The sequence below is a fragment of the Streptomyces sp. TRM68416 genome, from assembly GCF_014596915.1.
Lineage (GTDB): Bacteria > Actinomycetota > Actinomycetes > Streptomycetales > Streptomycetaceae > Streptomyces.
The window spans coordinates 298,931-319,273 of the sequence record NZ_JACVWU010000001.1 but is presented as its reverse complement, the minus strand read 5'-3'; the positions used below and the strand labels follow the sequence as shown (position 1 = coordinate 319,273).

Genomic DNA, 20,343 nt, shown 5'->3' with positions numbered 1-20,343 from the left:
CCACGCCGCGGCCCCGGACGTCCCCCGTCCCTCGCAAGCCCCCGGAAAGGGAAGCGTCATGCACCCCAACCCGTACAACAACCTGCTGGCCAAGCGGTCGCTGGCACCGGCCGCGCGGACCGCGTCCGCGAACGGAACGACCGTCGACCGCGCCGAGGACGACGCCATGTTCCAGGACGCCCTGGTCGTCATCGACGCCGGCGTTGTCACCGACGGCACCCACACCTTCGAGGTCCAGGAGTCCGACGACGGCGCGTCCTGGTCGGCGGCCGCCGATGAGGACCTGCAGGGCGCGGAGCCCGCGGTCACGGCCGCCAACGACGACACCGTCTACGAGATCGGCTACCTCGGCGCCAAGCGCTACGTCCGCGTGGCGGTCACCGTGACCGGCGGTCCGGCGACCGGCGGTGTCTACGGCGCGGCCGTCGTGCTGTCCAACCCGCGCCGTGCCCCGGTGGTGCGCGCCTGATGGCCCGCATCCGTGTCCTGCAGGGCATCAGCGGCGCCGCGTTCTCCTGGGCGCCCGGCGAGCTCGTCGACCTCCCCGACGACGAGGCCGCCGTGTGGGTGGACGGCGAACGCGCCGAGCTCGTCGACGACGAAGAGCCGGGCGCGCAGGCCGCGCCGTCGGTCGTGCACCAGCAGCCCCAGGTCGTCGGCGAGGACGGCCAGGAGCTTGAGGTCCTCGCCGCGACCGTCGAGGACATCGAGCCGCCCGCCGGCGCCGAGGACGCCGGCCGGTGGGTGCGGTGGCAGGTCACCGTACGCCTGCCCCCGTTCACGCCCCCCGCCGCCGACGACGGGCCGTACGACCCGAGCCAGCACCCAATCAAGGACGTCCTCGCATACCTGCAGGACGCCGGCGAGGAGGAAGCGATGCGCGTGCTGCACCTGGAGGACGGCGCCGAGACCCCGCGCAAGGGCATCACCGGCCAGCGGCAGGAGATCCTCGAACGGGCCCGGGCGAACGACCGGGAGCGCGCCGAGAAGGCGGCCGAGGCCTCGCGTGGCGGCGGCCGCGGCGACGGCATGGAGACCCGCTGAGCGCGGGAGGTGAGCCGTGCCGTACGACCTCGGAACCACCGCCCGCCTGACCGCGCCGTGCCGGGACCCCGGCGGCACCCTCACCGACGCCGACACGGCGGCCGTCACCATCACCCTGCCGGACGGCACCACCGCCACCCCGGCCGTGACCAACCCGCCCGCAACCACCGGCCGGTATCTGGCCGACTACGTCACCACGCAGCCCGGCCGTCACACGGTGCGCTGGCTGTTCACCGGCCCGGTGCACGCCTACACGGACGTCTTCGACGTCTGGCCCGAGGCACCGCCGGCGATCCTGTCGCTGGCCGACGCCAAGGCCCACCTCAACATCAAGGACAGCGACCGGGACGACGACGAGGTCCGGTACTGGAACAACGTCACCACGCGGGCGGTGGAGTACTACGTGGGCCCGGTCGTGGTGCGGCCGGTGACGGAGGACCACGACGTCGGCCCGGTGGAGCTGCTCGCGCTGCGCCAGACCCCGGCCCGCTCACTGACCAGCGTGACGCCGGTCCTGGACGGCGGCACCACCTACGACGTCACCGATCTGGACCTGGACGGTGAGACCGGCATCGTCCGCCGCAAGGACGGCGGCCTGCTGTGCGGTCCGCTGCGGGCCGCCTACACCGCCGGGCGTCCGGTCGTCGAGGAGAACATCACCGGCGGTGCGCGGATCATCCTGCAGCACCTGTGGCGCACACAGCGTCCCGGCCGCCGCGGCGGCGTGGCCGGCGGCGGCGACGACTACAGCGTGACGGAGCCGATCCCCGGCCTCGGCTACGCCGTACCCAACCGGGCCCTGGAGCTCCTGGCGCCCGACCAACTACCCCCAGGGATGGCATAGATGGGATCCCGAGTACCTGATGTGATCGACGCCCTGGTGGTGCTGGGCAACGCGGAGACCAAGGCCGAGCTGGCGGGTGTCGTGGTGGCGGACGGCCCGGAGGTCACTGACGACGACGCGCCGGACTGGCTGATCATCGGCTTCGACGGCGACCCGGCCGGCGACATGCAGGCTGCCCAGACCCTCGGCGGCTGGAGCGGACTGGGCACCCGCCGCGAGGAACAGTTCCAGATCACCGTCGCGGCGATCGCCGCCCGGGGCGACGGCGACGTGCCGGCCGCCCGCAAACGCGCGTACGAGATCGGCGCGCGGGTGGAGGCGTGGCTGAGCAAGGACCCGACCCTCGGCCTGCCGGAGCTGGAGGCGGCGATCGAGGCGAGCCAGCTCACGCAGGACCAGACCGACGACGGCGTACAGGCACTGCTGCTGCTGACGGTGGCCGGCCGCGCCTTCACGTAGAGAGGACCAAGCGCATGGGTGCACTGACCACAACTGTGGTGGGACTGGCGGGCGCAGAAGTGCCGTACGGTCCGGCAGCGGCAGGCGGAGACGACTGCCAGACCGGGGCAGGTGTGGTGCTGCTGGTGCGTAACGGCGACGCCAGCTCCCACACGGTGACGCTGGTAACCCCGGGCACGGTGAACGGTCTGGCGATCGCCGACCGCCCGGTGCCGGTGGCGGCGGGCGCTGTGGAGGCGATCCCCGTCACCAACGACTACCGGGATCCCGCCACGGGCCGGGCGTCCATCACCTACGACGCCGTCACGTCCCTCGACGTCGCCGTGATCCGGGTGCCCGTCTCATGAGCCGCGTGACGATGACGCATCCCGAGGTAGACCAGCAGATCGAGGTGGAGGAGGTGTCGGTGCCTCACTACCAGGCGTCCGGCTGGCAGGTCACCAGCCGGCAGGACAAGACGACGACGGCCGCGGCGAAGGGCCGTCGGCGGAAGGGAAGTGAGGGCTGATGTCCACTCCGATCAACGCGTCCACCCGCTACTACCGGCGCGGCATCACGAAGGTGCTGTGGCTGCCGGCGGTCGCCAACAAGAGCGCGCCGACCCGCTCCGAGATCAACGCGGGCACGGCGCTGGAGGGCGAGACCGGCGCCATGGCGGGCTGGCAGACCACCTCCGGCACTGTGCCCACCCCCGCCCTCGGCAGCAGGTTCACGCCGGTCGTGGGCGGAGAGATCACCGCCGCCGACTCGTCTCTGACGTTCTGGGCGTCCAAGGACGGCGACGACGTGCGCACCCTCCTGGTGCGTGAGGCCACGGGGTTCATCGTGTGGATGGACGAGGGCGACGTCGCGGGGCAGACGATGGACGTCTACCCCGTCACGGTCACCTCGCAGGCCAAGGTCCGCGAACTCGACCAGGCGGCGCAGATCATGGCCCAGTTCGCCATCACCAGCGAGCCCGCCGAGAACGTCACCATCCCCGCCTGAGCCCGAGGGAGGGACGATGCCGAGCTCGGTCCAGATCACCGGCACGGGCCAGCTGGTGGAGCTGTCCCGCCGCCTGCGCAGGGCGGGCGGCCCGCGCGTGCGTCGCAACATGTCCCGCCGGATCCGGCGGGCGGCCGAACCCCTGCAGAAAGACCTGCAGACGGCCATCCGCGGCGTGCAGCTGCCGGGCCCGGGCCGCAAGGTCCGCGGCGGCCCGTCGCCAACCACCAGGCCGCTGCGCGCCACGCTGGCGGGCGCGGTGCGAATCAGCGTCCGCCAGGGCACCGCGCCGGGCGCCCGGGTGTGGCTGGACCGCTCCCGCTTGCCCGAGGACCTGCGGAACATGCCGTGGGTGATCGAGAACGGGCGGGTGCGGCATCCGGTGTTCGGCAACCGCAAGCGGTGGGTGACGCAGTGGGCCCGGCCCACCGGCTGGTGGTCGCGCACCGTGCAGGCCGGCACGCCGCGGATGCGTGCCGAGGTCGCACGGATCCTCGACGACGTCCGCCGGGATCTTCAGTAAGAAAGGGCAACCATGATCATTACTCACGTGCAGGACGACGGCACCGAGCAGCGGGTGTCGACCGACGATCTGTCGGCCCTGGAGGCGGCCGCGATCGAGGAGGCCATGGGCGACGTCCCCTGGCGGGGAGTCGAGGCGCGGCTGCAGAACCAGGACCCCACCGCCATGCGCGCCGTCATGTGGGCGTTCCGCCGCCGCGACGAACCCGGCCTCGACTTCGCCACGTTCGACGTCCCCGGCTGGCGCCGCCGCCTGCGGGCACGCATCGAGCGCGCCGAGATCGACGAGGCGCTGACCAACGTGATGCGCGAGGCCCTCGCCAAGAACGAGGACAGCACGATCGACGTGCTCACCCCGCACCTGCGCAAGCTCGCGCAGGACCCCGCCGACGTCGACGCCGCGCTCGACGCGCTGGGAAAAGGCCACTTGGTGCGCCGGCGGAAAACCTCCGCGGACTGATCCACGAGTACCGGTGGCTGCTCGCGCACTACCTGCACATCAGGCCCTGGGAGATCCGGCGGCTGTCCGTCGAGGAGTTCGAGTCGGCGGTCGTCTGGCTGCAGCATCACATCGCTGCACGGTGAAGAGGGGGTGACCGGTGGCGGAGCGCCTTACCTTCACCCTTGCCGGGCGCGATGAGCTGAGCCGGGTCATGGACGGCACCGCCGACTCGGCGGACCGGCTCAGGCTGCGGCTGGCCGGCATCGCCGCGGGCGCCGACGGAAGCCTGCGGGACCTGCAGGGCCGGTTCCTCACCCTGGCCGACGCCCAGCGTCTCGTCGACGACCGGACCTCCATCGTCCGGCGCAGCATGGGCGATCTCTCGGACGCCTCCGACCGGCTCGGCGAGTCCCTCAAGGCGAACCTGATCAGCCTGCTGCCGGCGGCGATCCCGGCGGCCGCGGGCCTGGCGGGATCGGCGGCCGCGGTCGCCGGGCAGCTCGGCGCCGTCGCCGTGGCGGCCGGCGCCTACGCGCTCGCCCTGGGCCCGCAGATCTCCGCCATCGGCGAGGCCGTCGACGCCCAGGAGAAGTACGAGGAGGCCGTCAGGTCCTCGGGCGCCGGCTCGCAGGAGGCTGTCAAGGCGCAAGCGGAGTACCAGCGGCAGCTGGAGAAACTCCCCCCGGCCACGCGGGAAGCAGCGGTCGCCGTCGGCATCCTGAAGGACAACTACCAGGAGTGGTCCGACGCCCTGGCCGACGACGTGATGGCCCCGTTCACCAAGGGCATCGCCGTCACCAACGCCCTGCTGCCGCACACCACGGGCCTGGTGAAAGGCACCTCGGCCCAGTTCGACCGGCTGATCACCCTGGTCGGCGGCGCCATCAGCACCCCCGGGTTCGACGCGATGACCGGCCGGTTCGAGCGGTTCACGAACCAGACCCTCGACCACGGCATCGACCGGCTGACCGTGTTCCTGGCCAAGCTGGAGTCCGGCGAGTTCGACAACTCCGAGCTGAGCCAGTGGTGGGACTACACCCAGCAGGCCGGGCCGGTCGTGTTCGACACACTGGAGAACGTCGCCGATGCGCTGCTGCACGTCCTGGAGGCCGGATCCGGGGTCGGCGTCAGCATGCTGGAGGTCGTCAACGGCCTGTCGGGGATCGCGGCGGCCGTACCGCCCGAGGCAATCGCCACGCTCCTGCAGCTGGCCATCGCCATCAAGGCCGTCAAGCTCGCCGCCGCAGGCGCCGACGCCGCCCGCGCCGCGATGGCCGCACTCGGCGTCCAGATCGGCGCCATGCGCGCGGCCGCCGCCGGCACACCCGGCGCGCTCGCCGGGGTCGGCGCGGCCATCAGCGGCCTGTCCCGCACCGCGAAACTCGCCATGGCCGGCACCGGCCTGGGCCTGCTGCTCATCGGCCTGGACTCCCTGGCGTCCAAGAGCGAGAAACCCAAGCCGGACGTCGACAAACTGTCCACCTCGCTCACGGAGCTCGCCCAGTCCGGCAAGGTCAGCGGCGAGGCTCTGCGCGTCTACGGCAAGGACCTGGCCGGGCTCGGCGACAGCCTGCAGAAGGTTGTCGACCCCGAGGGCCTGGACCAGGTGCAGCAGTCCATCGTGTCGTTCTTCGGCATGGACTCCACGCCAGTCAAGAACGCGAAGAAGGACCTGGACGCGTTCGACAAGGCGCTCGCGTCCATGGTGTCCAACGGCAACGCCGACCTGGCCGCGGCCGCGCTGGAACGCACCATCAAGCAGCTGGAGGCGCAGGGCAAGAGCACCGACGGGCTGCGCGAGAAGCTCGACGACTACGAGGACGCCCTGGCCGGGCAGCGCCTGGAGCAGGAGCTGGCGGCGCAGAGCATGGGCCTGTTCGGCGAGCAGGCCCAGAAGGTGCAGGGCCAGCTCGACGCGCAGAAGGCCAGCGCCGACGGGCTGCGTCAGAGCCTCGTCGCCCTCAACGACGTCAACCGCGCCGGCCTGTCGGGGATGATCGGCTTCGAGGCCGCCATCGACGCCGCATCAAAGGCGGCGCAGGAGAACGCCGGCGTCCTCGACATGCAGCGCGGGAAACTCGTCCTCAACACCGAAAAGCAGCGGGCCGCAGCGAGTTCCCTGACCGACCTTGCGGCGAAGACCGACGAGGCCGCCGCGGCAGCACGCGAGTCGGGCGAGTCGTGGGAGACGGTCAACGGCATCTACGAGCGCGGCCGCCAGCAGCTCATCGCCAACGCCATGCAGATGGGCCTCAACCGCGAAGAGGCCAGGGCGCTGGCAGACCAGATCCTCAAGACCCCCGACAAGACGGCCAAGCTCAAGGGAAACCTGGAAGACCTCAAGCAGAAGCTGGCCGAGGCCAAGGAACGGCTGAGGAAGGCGCCCTCGGAGAAGAAGGCGTACCTCAAGGGCGAGATCGAGGACCTGAAGAAGAAGATCGCGGACGCCGAGGCGCGGCTGAAGAAGTTCGACGGCAAGAGCGCCTCGGCCTCGGTGACCGTGACGTACACGTCGGTGTTCCAGACCATCGGGTCGGCGCCGTCCACGACCGCGAACCTGCTGGAGCAGCAGGCCAACATGTTCAGGGCGCAGGGCGGCCCGATCCGCCGTGCGCACGGCGGCCCCATCCCGGGCTTCCCCGACGGCGGACTGCTGCGGGGCCCGGGCACCCCCACGTCGGACTCCATCCTGCTGTGGGGATCGACCGGCGAGTACATGATCAAGGCGGCGGCCGTCGAGCACTACGGCGAAGCACTCTTCGACGCCCTCAACGCCAAGATGCTTCCCCTGCCCACAGCCCGGGCAGCGGCCTCGGGACGTCTTGCCCCTGCGGCCGCGTCGACGGCCGGCAGCGATGGGGCACCTCGGGTCACGTACAACGTCTACCCGCGCCGGTCGGTGATCAGCGTGGAGGACCTGCGGCTGCTGCAGCGGCAGGAAGAGGCGCGGCAGCGCGTGGGGAGGCCCCGGTAGATGCCCCTGATCACAGCACCGGTCCTCACCCCGCCACAGCCCGAGACACCGCCGCCGGTCGACCTGCCCGAGATCGGCTACGCGTCGATCACGTACGTCGACCCCGCCGGGACCCGGTGGCCGATGACCGACCTGGCCGCCGACTGGTACGCCCTCGCCGAGGGGGTGTCCGGCCTCGGGGCGGCGCCTTACACGCTGACGTCGGACCCGCATCCGCGCGGCGGGGCCAGGCTCAGGCACGTGCAGCCGCAGCCGCGCACGATCGTGTGGCCGGTGCTGGTGAAGGGCGCCGATCATCTGGCGTTCACGGCGAACTGGCGAGCCTTGGCGAGGGCGTTCACCCGCACCCTGCGGGACGGGCCCGGGTTGCTGGAAGTGGCCCGGCCGGACGGCACCCGGCGCACCATCGCCGTCCACTACCAGGACGGGTGGGACGGGCGCGGCCGGGTGGCGACCGGCATCACCTGGGACAGTGCGGTCGTCACGCTGTGGTGCGAGGACCCGTACTGGGTGGACGCCGAGACGGTCATGGTCCACCGCGAGCAGGGCAGCGGAGAGGACTTCCTGCAGCCCTACCCGTCCGTGAGCTCGTCGCAGGTGCTCGGCGCGACCACGGTCACCAACCCCGGTGATGTGGTGGTGTGGCCCGCATGGACGATCACCGGCCCGGCATCACTGGTCACCTTCACCCGCACCGATACGGGCGAGTCCTTCGTGCTGGACCCCAACGATCCGTCGATCGGGCACGGCAGCCTGCTGCCCGGGCAGCAGGTCACCGTCCGCACCGACCCGCCGCAGGTGCGCTACCAGAACGGTGACAACTGGGTCGGCGCCCTCAACTGGCCCGACGCGACCCTGTGGGGCCTGGACCCGGGCGACACCCCGGTCACCTTCCAGCTCGACGGCAGCGGCCCGGGATCGGCCGTAGACCTCACCTTCAACCCCCGCTACGAGACCGCGTGAGGGGGTGGGGCGTTGACGATCCAGCTCCTCGTCACCGACGAGAACCTCACGGTGCAGGGTGACCCGCTCGCCGACTGGACGTCGCTGGACGCCACCATGCGGTTCAACGAGCCCGGATCCGGCAGCGTGGACCTGGTCGCCCACCCGTACGTCATCGCGCAGCTGCAGCCCGGCAACCGCCTGGTCGTCATCCGCGACGACGACATCTGGATGGCCGGCCCCATGGAGATCAGCCAGGACTTCTCCTGGGGCATCGGCGGCGAGGGCGAGGCCCCGCCGGGCCGGGTGCGGGTGAACTTCAGCGACGACCTGGCCGTACCCGCCGGCTACATCACCTTCGCCGACCCGGCCGTCACCTGGACCAACCAGCCCGACACCGCCTCGTACTCGCTCACGAGCACGAACGCCGAGACGATCATCCGCACCCTGGTGAACGTCAACTGCGGGCCCGGCGCCCTGGCCGACCGTCAGATCCCGAACTTCGCCCTCGCCGCCGTCACGGGAGTCGGCACGACGACGAGCGTCACCACCCGCTTCGAGGGGCTCCTCGCCGCCTGCCGCAGGGTGGCGATCGACGGCGGAGGCCTCGGCTTCCGCACCCGTCAGACCGCGTCCCAGATCGAGTTCGAGGTGTACGCGCCCGCCGATCTGACCGCGACGGCCCGCTTCAGCGCGGGCCTGGGAAACCTGCGGGCCCTGACCTACAAGCGGTCGGCGCCGACCGTCACCCACGCCCTGGTGCAGGGCTCGGAGGTCGAGGCGCCGGCGAGCCGCGTCTTCGTGGAGGCCGCCGACCCCGGGGCGGCCGCCGCCTGGTGGCGCGTCGAGCAGCTCGTCAGCGGCACCGCCGATGACGACACCAACGGCGAACTCACCCAGGACGGCACCGAGGCCCTCGCCGAAGGGGCCGCACCGGTGGAGCTCGCCACGGTCACCGTCGACACCAGCGACCTCAAAGCGGGCCGGGACTACGGCCTCGGCGACCGCGTCACGGTCGCCCTGCCGACCGGGCTGGAGGTGGCCGACCTGGTCCGCTCCATCCACCTGCAGGCAACCCCCGACAGCGGCGAGTACGTCACGAGCCTGGTCGGCTCACCGGAAGCCACCAGCGATCCGCAGATGGTGCGGCTGGTCCGCGAGCTCGGCCGACGGCTGGGCCGACTGGAAGCGAGGTAACGCGCGTGGCTCAGAACTCCTGGCCGTCGCCCAACTACAACTCCCGCAACGTCACCGACCTGGAGTACGAGAAGCTGGCCGCCCGCTTCTCCGACGACGGGGTGTACGGCACCCCCGCCGACACCGCGGTCGTATCGGCCGGGGTCGGCCTGTCCGTCACCGTGCGCGCGGACGTGTACGCCTCCGTGCGCGGGCACGCCTGGACCTCCGGCACCTCCGGCGACACCCTCGCCGTCACCGCCAACGCCTCCGGGCAGACGCGAGTGGACCGAGTGGTGCTGCGCCTGGACCGCTCCACCTGGGACGTCCGCGCGGCCGTCAAGCAGGGAACCCCCGGCTCGGGCGTCCCCTCGCTGTCGCAGTCGACGGGGGACACCGGCACGTACGAGATCCCGCTCGCCGAGGTCACCGTCCTGTCCGGCGCGGGGTCGGTGACGGTGGTCCGCAAGGAGCTGTATGTCGGGTCCCGTGTGCGGCCGGCGACGTCGACGACCCGCAACCCGCTCCCCGTCCCGGGTGAGCTGGCGTTCGAGACGAACACCGGCATCACCCGGCAGTGGGACGGCAGCGCCTGGAGCGTCGTCCACTCCAACTCCGGGGTCGTGAACGTCGACTCGCCGCTGTCGGCATGGGCCGTCGAGACCAACCCGGTCATCGAGGAGCGCGGCGGGAACGTGCACTTCAGGCTGGGGTCCTTCGAGCGGAAGGCCGGGAACCTGTCGGCAGGCACCGACAGCCGGCTGCCGGTGCTGATCCCGAGCACCTACCGGCACCCCAGCCACCACTACTTCGGGCTCTTCTACATCAGCGGCTCCGCAGTCGGGCGCTGCACGATCTACCCCGCGAACTCGTCCAAGGCCGGGCAGGTGTGGCTGACCCAGCACGGGACCGTGCCGACCGGGCAGTTGATTCTGGGCACCAGCACGAGTTGGGTGGTGAGCTAGCTGATGGCACGCTCGACGTTCGGCGCGTCGCTGGCCGACTACGTGGTGCAGCCCTCCGACGGCCTGTGGGCCGTGGCCTCCGGCGCCACCATCACCTTCTGGGACGACCCCGACACCGGCACCCAGTACACCGATCTCCTCGACGCCCAGGGCCTGCCCGCCACCCAGATCACCGCGGACGAGTACGGGGCGATCCCTGAGTTCCAGGGCCCGGACGGGGTGACCGGGATGTGGGCGGACGCCGGCGCGGACACGCGGGCCTGGATCGAGGCGCGCAGCGTGACCAGCGGCGAGCAGGTCACCGTGTCCGTGCGGGACTGGCTCAACGTCCGCGACTACGGGGCCGTGGGCGACAACGTCACCGACGACACCGCGGCGATCCAGGCCGCGCTCGCCGCCTGCCCGATGGGCGGCATCGTCTACCTGCCCGCCGGCGCCTACCGCACCTCGGCTCCGCTGACGATCCCGCCCGCCGTCACGCTGATGGGCACGCACACCAACCTGATGGCGGTGGTCGGCCTCGTCGATCCGCCCTGCTACATCAAGCCGCTGGCATCGTTCGCCGGCGCCTCCGTCATCACGTTCCTCGACCAGGCCGAGGGCGGCTACTCCACCATCTCCGCCGAGCACCGCATCCTCAACGTGATGATCGACGGGTCCGACCTCGTCGACCCGGGCATCGACGGCATCCTGGCCAAGGGCAACATCCAGAACGTCGGCCTGCGCGACGTCACCATCCGCCGGGTCACCGGCGCCGGCCTCAACACCCAGTTCAACGCCGGGTTCTTCCCCTACAGCTGGCGCCTGCACCGGGTGATGATCGACAACTGTGGCTGGCACGGCTTCGCCGTGCAGGTGATGACCGACATCACCATGGTCGACTGCCAGGCCATCGGCAACGGCGCCAACGGGTTCGAGATCAACAATGCCGCGAACTCGCAGATGATCGGCTGCCGCGCCGAGTGGAACGACAACAACGGCATCCACATCACCGGCGACTGGGCCACCGGCACCGGCTCCGGCGGCATGCTCCTGGGCGACTGCTCCACCGACCGCAACGGCCACAACGGCGTCCTCGTCGACGCCACCGGCAACCCGCCGATCCAGATCGAGAACCTCCACACCCGCCGCGACGGCCGCAACAACGGCGCCGGCGGCGGCGGATACGCAGGCCTGCACTGCAACGGCGCCACGATGCCCGTGCTGGTCGGCATGGTCACCTGCTACCCCGGCGTCGATGACGACGGCACCCAGACCAACAGCCCCCAGTACGGGGCCCGCTTCACCGGCTGCACCTACGTGTCCGTGACGTCCGGGTTCCTGCACGCCAACGACGCGGGCTGGTCCGACGGCGGCGGCAACACGATCCTGCGCCGCGGCCCGAACATCGGCGAGCGCACCGGCACCACCGCCGCCCCCGTCGACGCCTTCGCACAGCCCTGGGCGGCTGCGGGCAACGCCACTTTCAGCGGCTACTTCGTCACCGATGCCGGACAGTCCAACGGCGCATGGAACATCTTCGACGGCACCGCCGACGCCCTCAGACTCGGCACCCCCGGCGGAGGGATCGCGATCGCCGAGGGCACAGACGCACGCCTGGGCGCCGCGACGCTCGCAGCCGGCACAGCCACGATCGCCAACACCTCGATCACGGCCACCAGCCGGGTCTTCCTCACCCGCCAGGCGCCTGGCGGAACCCTCGGCCACCTGTCCTACACCCGCGATCCGGGCGTGGGCTTCACCATCACCAGCTCCGACGCGGGCGACACCTCCACCGTGGAGTACCTGATCGTCGAACCCGCCTGAGCAGAGCCGTTTCACCCCGTACGCCCCGCGCCACCCTGGCCCGGGGCTTCTTCATGCCCTTGGAGGCCTTCATGGATGCCACCGTTGGACGTCACGTCAGTACCGTGCAGGCCTGCCGTGGCTTCTCCTACAAGCACCTGCCCGCCGAGCTGCAGCCCGTGGCCCGCGTCTTCTACGACACTGCGGCCGAGCTCCTCACGCTGCTGCCCGACGACCCCGAACTCACCATGGCTCTGCGGAAGCTGCGCGAGGCCAAGGACTGCGCCGTCCTCCTGGCCGCGACCGAGGGGGTGCGCGGCGATGGCTGACCCGATGAGCCCGGCGAAGATGCTGGCCGCGCTGAGGGCGGAGGGCGCGACGGTTGTCGAGGTCGGCGGCTGGGAGCACCACAACCGCAACCACATGGGTCCGTGGGGGCCGGTGCACGGGGTGATGATCCACCACACCGTCACCAAGGGATCGGCCGCCACGGTGAGGATCTGCCGCGACGGCTACGCGGGTCTGCCCGGGCCGCTGTGCCACGGCGTCATCACCAAGGACGGCCGGATCCACCTCGTCGGCTACGGCCGCGCCAACCATGCCGGCCTCGGCGACGGCGACGTGCTCCAGGCCGTCATCGCCGAGCGCGCGCTGCCGGTCGACGACGAGGCGAGCGTCGACGGCAACCGGCACTTCTACGGCTTCGAGTGCGAGAACCTCGGCGACGGGGTCGACCCGTGGCCCGAGGCGCAGCTGGAGGCGATCGAGCGGGCGGCCGCGGCGATCTGCCGGCACCACGGCTGGACGGCCGCGTCCGTGATCCGGCACCTGGACTGGCAGCCCGGCAAGGTCGACCCGCGGGGCATCGACTGGAAGGCGATGCGGGCCCGGATCGCCGAGCGGCTCGGCACGCCGCCGCCGAGGTCGACGCCGGCGCCGTCGACGCCGACCGTGAGCCTGAAGCGACTGCGTGCGGCCGCGGTGAGCGACCCGAAGAAGCCAGGCACCCCGGTGTCGTACGGCGGGACGAAGACCGTCGAGGCGGCCCTGGTCGACCGCGGCCTGCTCGCCAAGCCCTACCTGGACGGGCACTTCGGTACCGCGACCGTGCGCGCGTATGCGGGCTGGCAGCGCTCCAAGGCCGGCGGCGGCTACCGCGGCAGCGATGCGGACGGCATCCCCGGCCGCGACTCCCTCAGACGGCTCGGCCTGAAGGCCGGATTCAAGGTGGTGGACTGATGCAGAGCAACCTGTTCGTTTCCGCGATGCGCACGCTCGTGCCGTTGGGGGCCGGCGCGGTGCTGTCCCTGTCCGGGCGGCTGGGGATCCCCGCCGACAGCGAGACAGCCGTGATCGTCGTGTACTTCGTCCTGGCCGGCGCCTACTACCTTGCCTTCCGCGGTCTGGAGTGGGTGGCGCAGCGGCTGGCCTGGCAGCCCCTGCAGACCGCTGCGGGGGTGCTGCTGGGGTGGGCGCGGCCGCCGGCGTATGAGGAGCCGGTGCAGGTGCCGGTCCGGTTGAAGCTGGACAAGGCTGCGATGCGGGCGGACATGGACGAGTTCGTGCGGCGCCTGGGCGAGAAGCTCGACGGCCAGGAGCCGAGATGAGTGCGGGAGCGACCGGCATGGGTGCCGTCGATTCCATGGTGGCCTGGTCGGTGGCCATCGCTGCGCTCTCGGGGCTTGGAGCCTTGCTGTGGAGGGTGCTGCGGGCGGTGCTGCGGATCGCTGACCGGGTTGACGAGGCCTGGGAGGACTGGGCGGGATCGGAGGGCCGCCCAGGTGTCCCGGCACGTCCCGGCGTTATGTCCCGCCTCGGCGACCATGACCACCGCCTGGACGACCACGACCACCGCCTGGACGACCACGAGCAGCGCATCACACGAGTCGAAACCCGGATTCCCGACACCAGCCCCTGAACCACCAAGCCCCCTTGCACGGCCCACCACGGGCTGTGCAAGGGGGCGTTTCGTCATGCCCGGGTACGCTCGGCCGCATGATTCGCGCTGTGATCTTCGACGTTGGCGAGTGCCTCGTAGACGAGACAACCGAGTACGGCACCTGGGCAGACTGGCTTGGCGTACCCCGTCACACCTTCCACGCCATGTTCGGCGCGGTCATTGCCCAGGGCCGCGACTACCGAGAGACCTTCCAGGAGTTCCGGCCGGGTTTCGACCTGTACGCCGAGCGCGATAAGCGTGCAGAGGCGGGGAAGCCGGAGCACTTCGGAGAGGACGACCTGTATCCGGACGTCCGCGACGCGCTCGCCACGCTTCGGGCGGACGGTCTGTGGCTGGGCATCGCCGGGAACCAGACCGTGCGCGCGGGCCGGATCCTGCGCGAGCTCTTCTCCGCGGACGTGGATCTGATCGGTACCTCCGACGACTGGGGTGCCAGCAAGCCGGACCGTGCCTTCTTCGACCGCGTCGCCGAGGTTGTCCCGGCCGAGGCGGACGAGATGCTGTACGTCGGTGACCGCGTCGACAACGACATCCGCCCGGCCGTCGCCGCGGGTATGCACACTGCGCTCGTCCATCGCGGGCCGTGGGCGACGATCCAGTGGCGTACCGAGGAAGCGGAGAAGCTCCCGACCTTCAGGGTCGAGAGCCTCCTCGACCTGTCCCCGCGGATCAAGCGGTTCAACGAGCAAGAGCGCTGACCGTCGTCGACCACCCGTACAGTCGATCGTCCAGCTCTCGTACACACCGCTCGTGCTGGTGCGGCGCCAGATTGCGCCGCACCTCCCGCACCCGGTCCATGCCCATCGCGTACCAGGTGCGCTCCAGCTGGTCGAGCGCGCGCACCGCATACCTGCAGGCGGCCTCGGGGTCGCCGGCCGCGGCCTCGACGGCGGCCAGGTCGCCGAGGACGACCGTGACCTGTTTCTCGTCAGCCGGGCCGAGCGCATCGAGCACATCGCGCAAGGTCTCGCGCGCCTGCGGAAGGTGTCCCGCCTTCAGCTGGGTGTTGCCCTTGAACGCAGCGAGCCGGACGGCGCTGAACCAGTCGAGCCACTCCGGGGTGGCGTGGTCACTGCCGACCGCCAGCACATCCTCGGCGTGCCCGATCAGGTGCAGCGCCGTACGTGTGTGCCCACACCGGGTCTCGCACTCTGCCTCGACCGCGTCCAGCCACGCGAACAGTTCAGCCGACGCCGGGCCCCGGCGGGCGTAGGTGCGCGCGGCCACCATCCTCTCGACCGCGGCTTCCCGGTCACCTGCCCAACCCGGGATGAACGCGGTGTGCGCGAGAACTGCAGCACCGAGCAGCGAATCGTCAGCCTCGCCGGCGGCCTGGAGCGCTCGAAGCAGGGTCTGCTGAGCACGGTCGGCGTCGCGCAGGTCGAAGAATTCGATGCGCCCGGCGAGAAGCCATGTCTCGGCAAGGGCGGCCGCGATCCGCTTCCGCGTCTGGCCGGCGGTTTCCGGGAGCAGCTCGCAGCCGAGTGTGGCGTGTGCGAGCGCGGCCGGGTGCAGGGTGGCAGGGGCGACGGACCAGTACAGGCGGCGGTGCGACCTGGTGACGGACATGTAGTCCTCGGCGGCGGTGGCGGGCTGCATGGCCACTGCCTGGGTGGGCACGGTGGCAAGGCCGACGGCGGCGGCGGTCGCTGCGAGCACGGAGCGGCGGCCTCGGTCCGGGCTGGCTCCTGCGGGCGGGGTGAAGCCCAGCGAAGCGAGGTCTTGGCCGAGGAGTTGTGTGAGAGCCTGTCCGATCTCGGGGTGGGGCCACGGCGGGGTGTCGGACTCCCACCTTCGGACCTGCCGTACGCCGACGTCCAGGGCATCCGCGAGAGCCTGCTGAGAGTGATATCCAGCCGCCACGCGGGCGGACTTGAGGCGGGTGTTGCCTGCGGGCCGTGCCACTTCGCACCTCCATGTCGAGCACTGCGGCAAGTGTCGCCGCAAGCCCTGCCGGTGACCAGTCATCACCCGCACGACCCAACGAAAGTCCCCTTTTCGTCCGCGAAGAGACCTCTGGAAGTCCTCGGATGAAGCCCTCAATAGGGCCACTCTGTTACGCACCTGATCACGACAGGCACCCGAGGAGCCCTACATGCCCACTCCTTCTTTACCGTCCGCCGCGGGCTGCACCCTGCACGACGCCGGACACGAATGGGACGCCATCCGCGTACCGCGCAGCATCGGCCTTGCCGCCATGGAGATCCTCGGCGCGCGGTGCGGTGCGGTTGTCGATGACGCTCTGAGCGCTGTCCTCTACTTCTTCGTGCCAACCGGGACCGTCGAGGAGTGGGGTGTGGGGAACACGCGCGCGCTCGGCGCCGGTTCCACCGTGGCCATACCGCCGGCCAGGCGTACCGAGGGACCGGGCCCCCACTGGCGCATGTGCCCCGGTGAGGACCGCTGGATCACCGATCCCGCCGCGCTGCGCGCCGCGATCCAGGACGTGCTCAGCCCCCGCACCGGCACGGAGCACGCCGCGGAGAGTGCGTCGTGAACGGTGGCATGGTGCACAGAGCAGAGCAAGCGCTGGTGGGCAAGGCGGGTGCGGCCTACCGGAAGCTGATGGATCACTGCACCAGGTGCTCGCAGTGCCGGACCACCGCCGACGATCCCTCCCGGCAATGCCCGACAGCGAAGGATCTGCGGCAGGCCTGGAGCAACGCGTGCAAGAAGGCTGCGTCATGAAGTTCTGCGGACGCTGCGGCAAGCAGATCAAGCCCGACGAGGAATACACCACGCACGACATCCACTCGGCCTCCGGCGCCGGCCGGACGGACTACCGGCATGTCGCCCCTTGCCAGCCGGTGCCGACCCAGACCGCGCCGGTCCCCAGGCGCCACTAAACCTCCGCTGGTCGCTGTTGACGGCGATGGCACCAGCGGTGGAGGAGCGGCCGCTCCTACGCCCCCGTTGGGGCGGCCGCCAACCCGCTGACGGCGCCGGGACCTCGCGCCAGCGGCAGGTCACCGAAAGAAGTCGACGAGTTCGCAGCCGATGGCATCAGCGATGCGGATGAGCGTGTCCAGCTTGGGCGACGAGTGGCCTTGCTCGATGCGGCTATACGTGGCGACGTCGACGCCCGACCGCCCGCACACATCGAGCTGGGTGAGGTTGTGGTGCTCGCGGACGCGGCGAACCTGTTCACCCACTCGTCGGCGGCGGGCGATGACCCGGTCGTCGGGCTGAGTGGGGCGTGGCACCCGTCCAAGTTCCCGACCTCATGATCAATAGTGATTAGGGCCAACCCTAATTTGTGTGATCTTGAAGAGGAGTGGGCATCTGGACGGAGCTCGCCACCCCATGGACGACCCGCCCCAATACCAGCTGCCACGCGGTGGGGCAGGGTCGCAGCGCCCCTGGTTCTCGGACTGGGGGCGCTGTTCTGTGCGAGAAGATGGGCCCACATCCATCCCATCTCTCCAGGCATGCATGCTGTAGGTGCCAGCCGGGGGGTCACGTCAGTGGGTACGTGAGGTTCTCGCCGGACCGTCGACATACTGCTCAGCTCGTCTGAGCCGGCGCCCGGAGGCAGGCCCGTACGACTCGGGTCGGCCAGCGAGACCTTCGGCCAAGCAGTGCACTGACCGTGTGCTGCCGTGCCGAGGTGTCGCCGTGCAACGGTAGGAACTCTCGGTGGGGCAGCCCCGACCGATTGAGGAATCTTGATCACCTTCAGCGTTATGGCGCTCACGTTCGGCGTCGTCTTCCTGGCCGAGCTGCCCGACAAGACGGCACTCGCCGGGCTCGTCCTCGGTACGCGCTATCGCGCCTCGTACGTCTTCGCCGGTGTCGCCGCCGCGTTCGCGCTGCATGTCACGCTCGCCGTGGCGGCCGGCAGTGTGCTGACGCTGCTGCCGCAGCAGATCGTGCACGCGCTGACCGGGGTGCTGTTCCTCGGGGGTGCGGCGATGCTGCTGCTGAAGAAGGGCGAGGACGAGGAGGAGGTCCGCAGGCCGGAGAACCAGTCGTTCTGGAAGGTCTCCGGGGCCGGGTTCATGCTGATCCTCGTCGCCGAGTTCGGTGATCTCACGCAGATCATGACGGCGAATCTCGCGGCCCGGTACGACGATCCGCTGTCGGTGGGACTGGGAGCCGTGCTGGCGCTGTGGGCCGTGGCGGGGCTCGGGATCGTCGGCGGGAAGGCGCTGATGAAGCGGGTGCCGTTGGGGTTGATCACGCAGGTCGCGGCACTGCTGATGCTGGGTCTTGGGGTCTGGAGCCTCTGGGAGGCGGTCACCGGCTGAGCTGAACGCCGGGTGAACGGTGGCCGTGACGGTGGCGTGATCATGGTTCTGTTTTGTACCGTGGAGGAACAAAGTGGCTCCCGCCCGTTTTCCCTGACCGGCGGGCGGGGCCACCTTGGTCTTTCCTCCCGTGTTTGGAGCTGCTGCCGATGACGGCCACCGCCACCACCGTGCTCACCGCCCGTGCCCTCCTCCTGGACATGGACGGCACCCTCGTCAACTCGGACGCCGTCGTCGAACGCATCTGGCGCCGCTGGGCCGACCGGCACGGTCTCGACGGGGACGAGGTCATGAAGATCGTCCACGGGCGGCAGGGGTACGCCTCGATGGCGATGCTGCTGCCCGGGCGGCCGATGGAGCAGAACCACGCGGACAACGCCCGCATGCTCGCCGAGGAGACGGCGGACATGGACGGCGTCGTGGCGATCCCGGGGGCGGCGGAGTTCCTCGCCTCCCTGGTGCGCATGGGCGTCCCGCACGCCCTGGTCACCTCCGCGGACGTCGCCCTCTCCACGGCCCGGATGGCCGCGGCGGGGCTCGCCCTGCCGGACGTCCGCGTCACCGCGGAGTCGGTCGGCGCCAGCAAGCCCGACCCGGAGGGTTTCCTGAAGGGCGCCGCAGAGCTCGGCATCGCCCCCGCCGACTGCCTCGTCTTCGAGGACTCGGCGGCCGGGATCCAGGCGGGGCGCGCGGCCGGGATGCGGGTCGTGGGGATCGGGCCGCGGGCCGGGTTCCACGGGCCGGACGTGGTGGTGCGGGATCTGAGCGAGGTGCGGGTGGAGGAGGCGGACGGGGGAGTGCGCGTGCACGTCGGTTGACATGCCGGCCGCAGTGCTCGCCCTCGTGGTCCCCGCACCGCCGTCGGCCTGAACGGCCCCGTCCTCGAACGCCGGACGGGGCCGAAGCGATGCGGGCCCGCCCCGATCAGGTGACGGCCGGGCCGGGCGGGCCCTACGGCTCGGACGTCTCGGACTCCAGGCTCGTCCGCGTCTCGGCGTTGTACACACCGAGTTCGTCGACGCCCACCCCGCGGGTCCACTGGTAGTTCTTCAGCGCGTCCTCGACCTGATTGTCGAAGGTGCCGTGGGCGTCGCCGAAGTACAGGTAGAGCTGGTTCAGGCGGAGTTGGAGTTCGGTTACCTCGGGGCCGCGGTCGCCTCGGCGCAGGACGGGGGGTGTGGACGGGGCGCCGGTCTGCGGGGCCTGGGGGTCCGAGGCTCGGGCTGTGGGTGCCGACTGGGCGGGGGAGGGGGTGCCGGAGGCCGAGGGGGACGCGGGGGTGGGGAGCGCCGACGTGGGCGGGGGCGCGGACGTGGGGGCGGGGGAAGGAGGCAGCGGCGTTGAGGCGCTCGCGGTGGGCGAGGGCTGCTTCGACGCGGGGGGCGATGTGGTCGTGTCCGGCACGCCCGCCCGTACGTCCTCCGGGAGGGCCGTGTTCCGGGTCGGGGTGTCGTAGTCGAACAGGCCGCTCGCCATCCCGGCCGCCCCGAGTATCGCGACGGCGGCCGCTGCGCTCGCCAGGACCAACCTGCGGCGGCGGCTTCCCCGGGGGGCAGGGGGCTCCTCGTTCCCTTCGGGTTCCGGTTTCGGCCCTGGCTCAGGGGCACCCGGCGTTTCGAACAGGTTGAGGTCCGGCGCCACGGCGAGGGGCCGCGTCGTGTCCTCCGGTGCGGTGCCCTCCAGCTCCACGTACGGCCGTATGCGCAGCGGGTCGAAGTCCTCCGCCGCTGCCGCCTCCGCCGTACGGGCGTCGCGCAGGGCCTCGGACGCCCGCTGGGTGCAGTCGCAGGACGGGGTGTTGTCCGCACCTCGTGGTGCGCCGCACTCCGGGCACGTATGGCCCTTCGGGTCCGTCATGGGTTCGTCCCTCCCCTCGCGAACTCCGGAACTTCAGGACTCCGGAACTCCGGAACTCCAGGACTCCGGAACTCCAGGACTCCGGAACTCCAGGACCTCAGAAGTCCAAGACTCCAGAGATTATGCAGATCTTCTTCAC

At 71.0% G+C, this 20,343-nt stretch carries 26 protein-coding genes; 23 read left to right on the top strand and 3 right to left on the bottom strand.

Annotated features, from left to right (window positions below; all coding sequences use genetic code 11):
* The first annotated feature begins 58 nt into the window (after positions 1–58).
* The 19 genes from ICC28_RS01450 (at position 59) to ICC28_RS01360 (ending at position 14,798) form a co-directional block, all read left to right on the top strand.
* Entirely contained in the window at positions 59–469 is a 411-nt protein-coding gene (locus tag ICC28_RS01450; RefSeq protein ID WP_188286491.1) for a hypothetical protein, read from the top strand.
* On the top strand, positions 469–1,044 hold the full coding sequence (locus ICC28_RS01445) for a hypothetical protein (protein WP_188286490.1): 576 nt from the start codon (positions 469–471) through the stop codon (positions 1,042–1,044). The genes ICC28_RS01450 and ICC28_RS01445 overlap by 1 nt, the downstream gene beginning before the upstream one ends.
* Positions 1,045–1,060: 16 nt before the next feature.
* Positions 1,061–1,888: a hypothetical protein gene (locus ICC28_RS01440; protein ID WP_188286489.1), complete on the top strand. Its 828-nt coding sequence runs from the start codon at positions 1,061–1,063 to the stop codon at positions 1,886–1,888.
* The gene (locus ICC28_RS01435; protein WP_188286488.1) at positions 1,889–2,347 is read left to right on the top strand and encodes a hypothetical protein; all 459 of its coding nucleotides are present in this window, start codon (positions 1,889–1,891) and stop codon (positions 2,345–2,347) included.
* 14 nt (positions 2,348–2,361) lie between these two features.
* Complete coding sequence (locus ICC28_RS01430; RefSeq protein WP_188286487.1) at positions 2,362–2,694, top strand: hypothetical protein; 333 nt, start codon at positions 2,362–2,364, stop codon at positions 2,692–2,694.
* Complete coding sequence (locus ICC28_RS01425) at positions 2,691–2,855, top strand: hypothetical protein (RefSeq protein WP_188286486.1); 165 nt, start codon at positions 2,691–2,693, stop codon at positions 2,853–2,855. The genes ICC28_RS01430 and ICC28_RS01425 overlap by 4 nt, the downstream gene beginning before the upstream one ends.
* Positions 2,855–3,334 carry a hypothetical protein gene (locus tag ICC28_RS01420; protein WP_188286485.1) on the top strand — a complete coding sequence of 160 codons (480 nt, stop codon included), beginning with the start codon at positions 2,855–2,857 and terminating at the stop codon, positions 3,332–3,334. Before ICC28_RS01425 ends, ICC28_RS01420 begins: the two co-directional genes overlap by 1 nt.
* A 16-nt stretch (positions 3,335–3,350) precedes the next feature.
* Entirely contained in the window at positions 3,351–3,857 is a 507-nt protein-coding gene (locus tag ICC28_RS01415) for a hypothetical protein (RefSeq protein ID WP_188286484.1), read from the top strand.
* A 12-nt stretch (positions 3,858–3,869) separates the two neighbouring features.
* Positions 3,870–4,316, top strand: a complete 447-nt coding sequence (locus ICC28_RS01410) for a hypothetical protein (protein WP_188286483.1) — start codon at positions 3,870–3,872, stop codon at positions 4,314–4,316.
* Positions 4,317–4,455: 139 nt separating this feature from the next.
* Positions 4,456–7,272 (top strand): hypothetical protein, encoded by a 2,817-nt coding sequence (locus ICC28_RS01405; RefSeq protein ID WP_188286482.1) that lies wholly within the window; start codon positions 4,456–4,458, stop codon positions 7,270–7,272.
* A complete protein-coding gene (locus tag ICC28_RS01400) occupies positions 7,273–8,235 on the top strand; it encodes a phage tail domain-containing protein (protein ID WP_188286481.1) in 963 nt (320 codons plus the stop codon). It abuts the gene before it with no gap.
* Between the two features lie 12 nt (positions 8,236–8,247).
* Positions 8,248–9,411: a siphovirus ReqiPepy6 Gp37-like family protein gene (locus ICC28_RS01395; RefSeq protein WP_188286480.1), complete on the top strand. Its 1,164-nt coding sequence runs from the start codon at positions 8,248–8,250 to the stop codon at positions 9,409–9,411.
* A gap of 5 nt (positions 9,412–9,416) precedes the next feature.
* Positions 9,417–10,355 carry a hypothetical protein gene (locus ICC28_RS01390; protein WP_188286479.1) on the top strand — a complete coding sequence of 313 codons (939 nt, stop codon included), beginning with the start codon at positions 9,417–9,419 and terminating at the stop codon, positions 10,353–10,355.
* Between the two features lie 3 nt (positions 10,356–10,358).
* The gene (locus ICC28_RS41045) at positions 10,359–12,161 is read left to right on the top strand and encodes a right-handed parallel beta-helix repeat-containing protein (RefSeq protein WP_188286478.1); all 1,803 of its coding nucleotides are present in this window, start codon (positions 10,359–10,361) and stop codon (positions 12,159–12,161) included.
* Between the two features lie 71 nt (positions 12,162–12,232).
* Positions 12,233–12,469, top strand: coding sequence for a hypothetical protein (locus tag ICC28_RS01380; protein WP_188286477.1), 237 nt, complete (start codon positions 12,233–12,235; stop codon positions 12,467–12,469).
* Positions 12,462–13,379 carry an N-acetylmuramoyl-L-alanine amidase gene (locus tag ICC28_RS01375; RefSeq protein ID WP_188286476.1) on the top strand — a complete coding sequence of 306 codons (918 nt, stop codon included), beginning with the start codon at positions 12,462–12,464 and terminating at the stop codon, positions 13,377–13,379. The genes ICC28_RS01380 and ICC28_RS01375 overlap by 8 nt, the downstream gene beginning before the upstream one ends.
* Positions 13,379–13,747: a hypothetical protein gene (locus tag ICC28_RS01370; protein WP_188286475.1), complete on the top strand. Its 369-nt coding sequence runs from the start codon at positions 13,379–13,381 to the stop codon at positions 13,745–13,747. Before ICC28_RS01375 ends, ICC28_RS01370 begins: the two co-directional genes overlap by 1 nt.
* Positions 13,744–14,058, top strand: a complete 315-nt coding sequence (locus ICC28_RS01365) for a hypothetical protein (RefSeq protein WP_188286474.1) — start codon at positions 13,744–13,746, stop codon at positions 14,056–14,058. The genes ICC28_RS01370 and ICC28_RS01365 overlap by 4 nt, the downstream gene beginning before the upstream one ends.
* A 77-nt stretch (positions 14,059–14,135) precedes the next feature.
* Complete coding sequence (locus ICC28_RS01360) at positions 14,136–14,798, top strand: HAD family hydrolase (RefSeq protein WP_188286473.1); 663 nt, start codon at positions 14,136–14,138, stop codon at positions 14,796–14,798.
* On the opposite strand, the gene ICC28_RS01355 is transcribed toward ICC28_RS01360, so the two are convergent.
* Complete coding sequence (locus ICC28_RS01355) at positions 14,779–16,005, bottom strand: helix-turn-helix transcriptional regulator (RefSeq protein WP_188286472.1); 1,227 nt, start codon at positions 16,003–16,005, stop codon at positions 14,779–14,781. The genes ICC28_RS01360 and ICC28_RS01355 overlap by 20 nt on opposite strands.
* Before the next feature lie 190 nt (positions 16,006–16,195).
* Between ICC28_RS01355 and ICC28_RS01350 the strand changes: the two genes are divergently transcribed.
* Together ICC28_RS01350 and ICC28_RS01345 are read left to right on the top strand one after the other, a co-directional pair.
* Positions 16,196–16,597: a hypothetical protein gene (locus ICC28_RS01350; RefSeq protein ID WP_188286471.1), complete on the top strand. Its 402-nt coding sequence runs from the start codon at positions 16,196–16,198 to the stop codon at positions 16,595–16,597.
* 187 nt (positions 16,598–16,784) lie between these two features.
* Positions 16,785–16,946 (top strand): hypothetical protein, encoded by a 162-nt coding sequence (locus tag ICC28_RS01345; RefSeq protein ID WP_188286470.1) that lies wholly within the window; start codon positions 16,785–16,787, stop codon positions 16,944–16,946.
* A gap of 120 nt (positions 16,947–17,066) precedes the next feature.
* Here the strand turns inward: ICC28_RS01345 and ICC28_RS01340 are convergent, their stop codons facing one another.
* Positions 17,067–17,303, bottom strand: coding sequence for a helix-turn-helix domain-containing protein (locus ICC28_RS01340; RefSeq protein ID WP_188286469.1), 237 nt, complete (start codon positions 17,301–17,303; stop codon positions 17,067–17,069).
* Between the two features lie 480 nt (positions 17,304–17,783).
* Here ICC28_RS01340 and ICC28_RS01335 point away from each other — a divergent pair, with 480 nt between their 5' ends.
* Both ICC28_RS01335 and ICC28_RS01330 read left to right on the top strand, forming a co-directional pair.
* Positions 17,784–18,347: a TMEM165/GDT1 family protein gene (locus tag ICC28_RS01335; RefSeq protein WP_411158559.1), complete on the top strand. Its 564-nt coding sequence runs from the start codon at positions 17,784–17,786 to the stop codon at positions 18,345–18,347.
* A 149-nt stretch (positions 18,348–18,496) separates the two neighbouring features.
* Positions 18,497–19,165 carry an HAD family hydrolase gene (locus ICC28_RS01330; protein ID WP_188286467.1) on the top strand — a complete coding sequence of 223 codons (669 nt, stop codon included), beginning with the start codon at positions 18,497–18,499 and terminating at the stop codon, positions 19,163–19,165.
* A 133-nt stretch (positions 19,166–19,298) separates the two neighbouring features.
* On the opposite strand, the gene ICC28_RS01325 is transcribed toward ICC28_RS01330, so the two are convergent.
* On the bottom strand, positions 19,299–20,204 hold the full coding sequence (locus ICC28_RS01325) for a peptidoglycan-binding domain-containing protein (protein ID WP_188286466.1): 906 nt from the start codon (positions 20,202–20,204) through the stop codon (positions 19,299–19,301).
* Between the last annotated feature and the right edge of the window lie 139 nt (positions 20,205–20,343).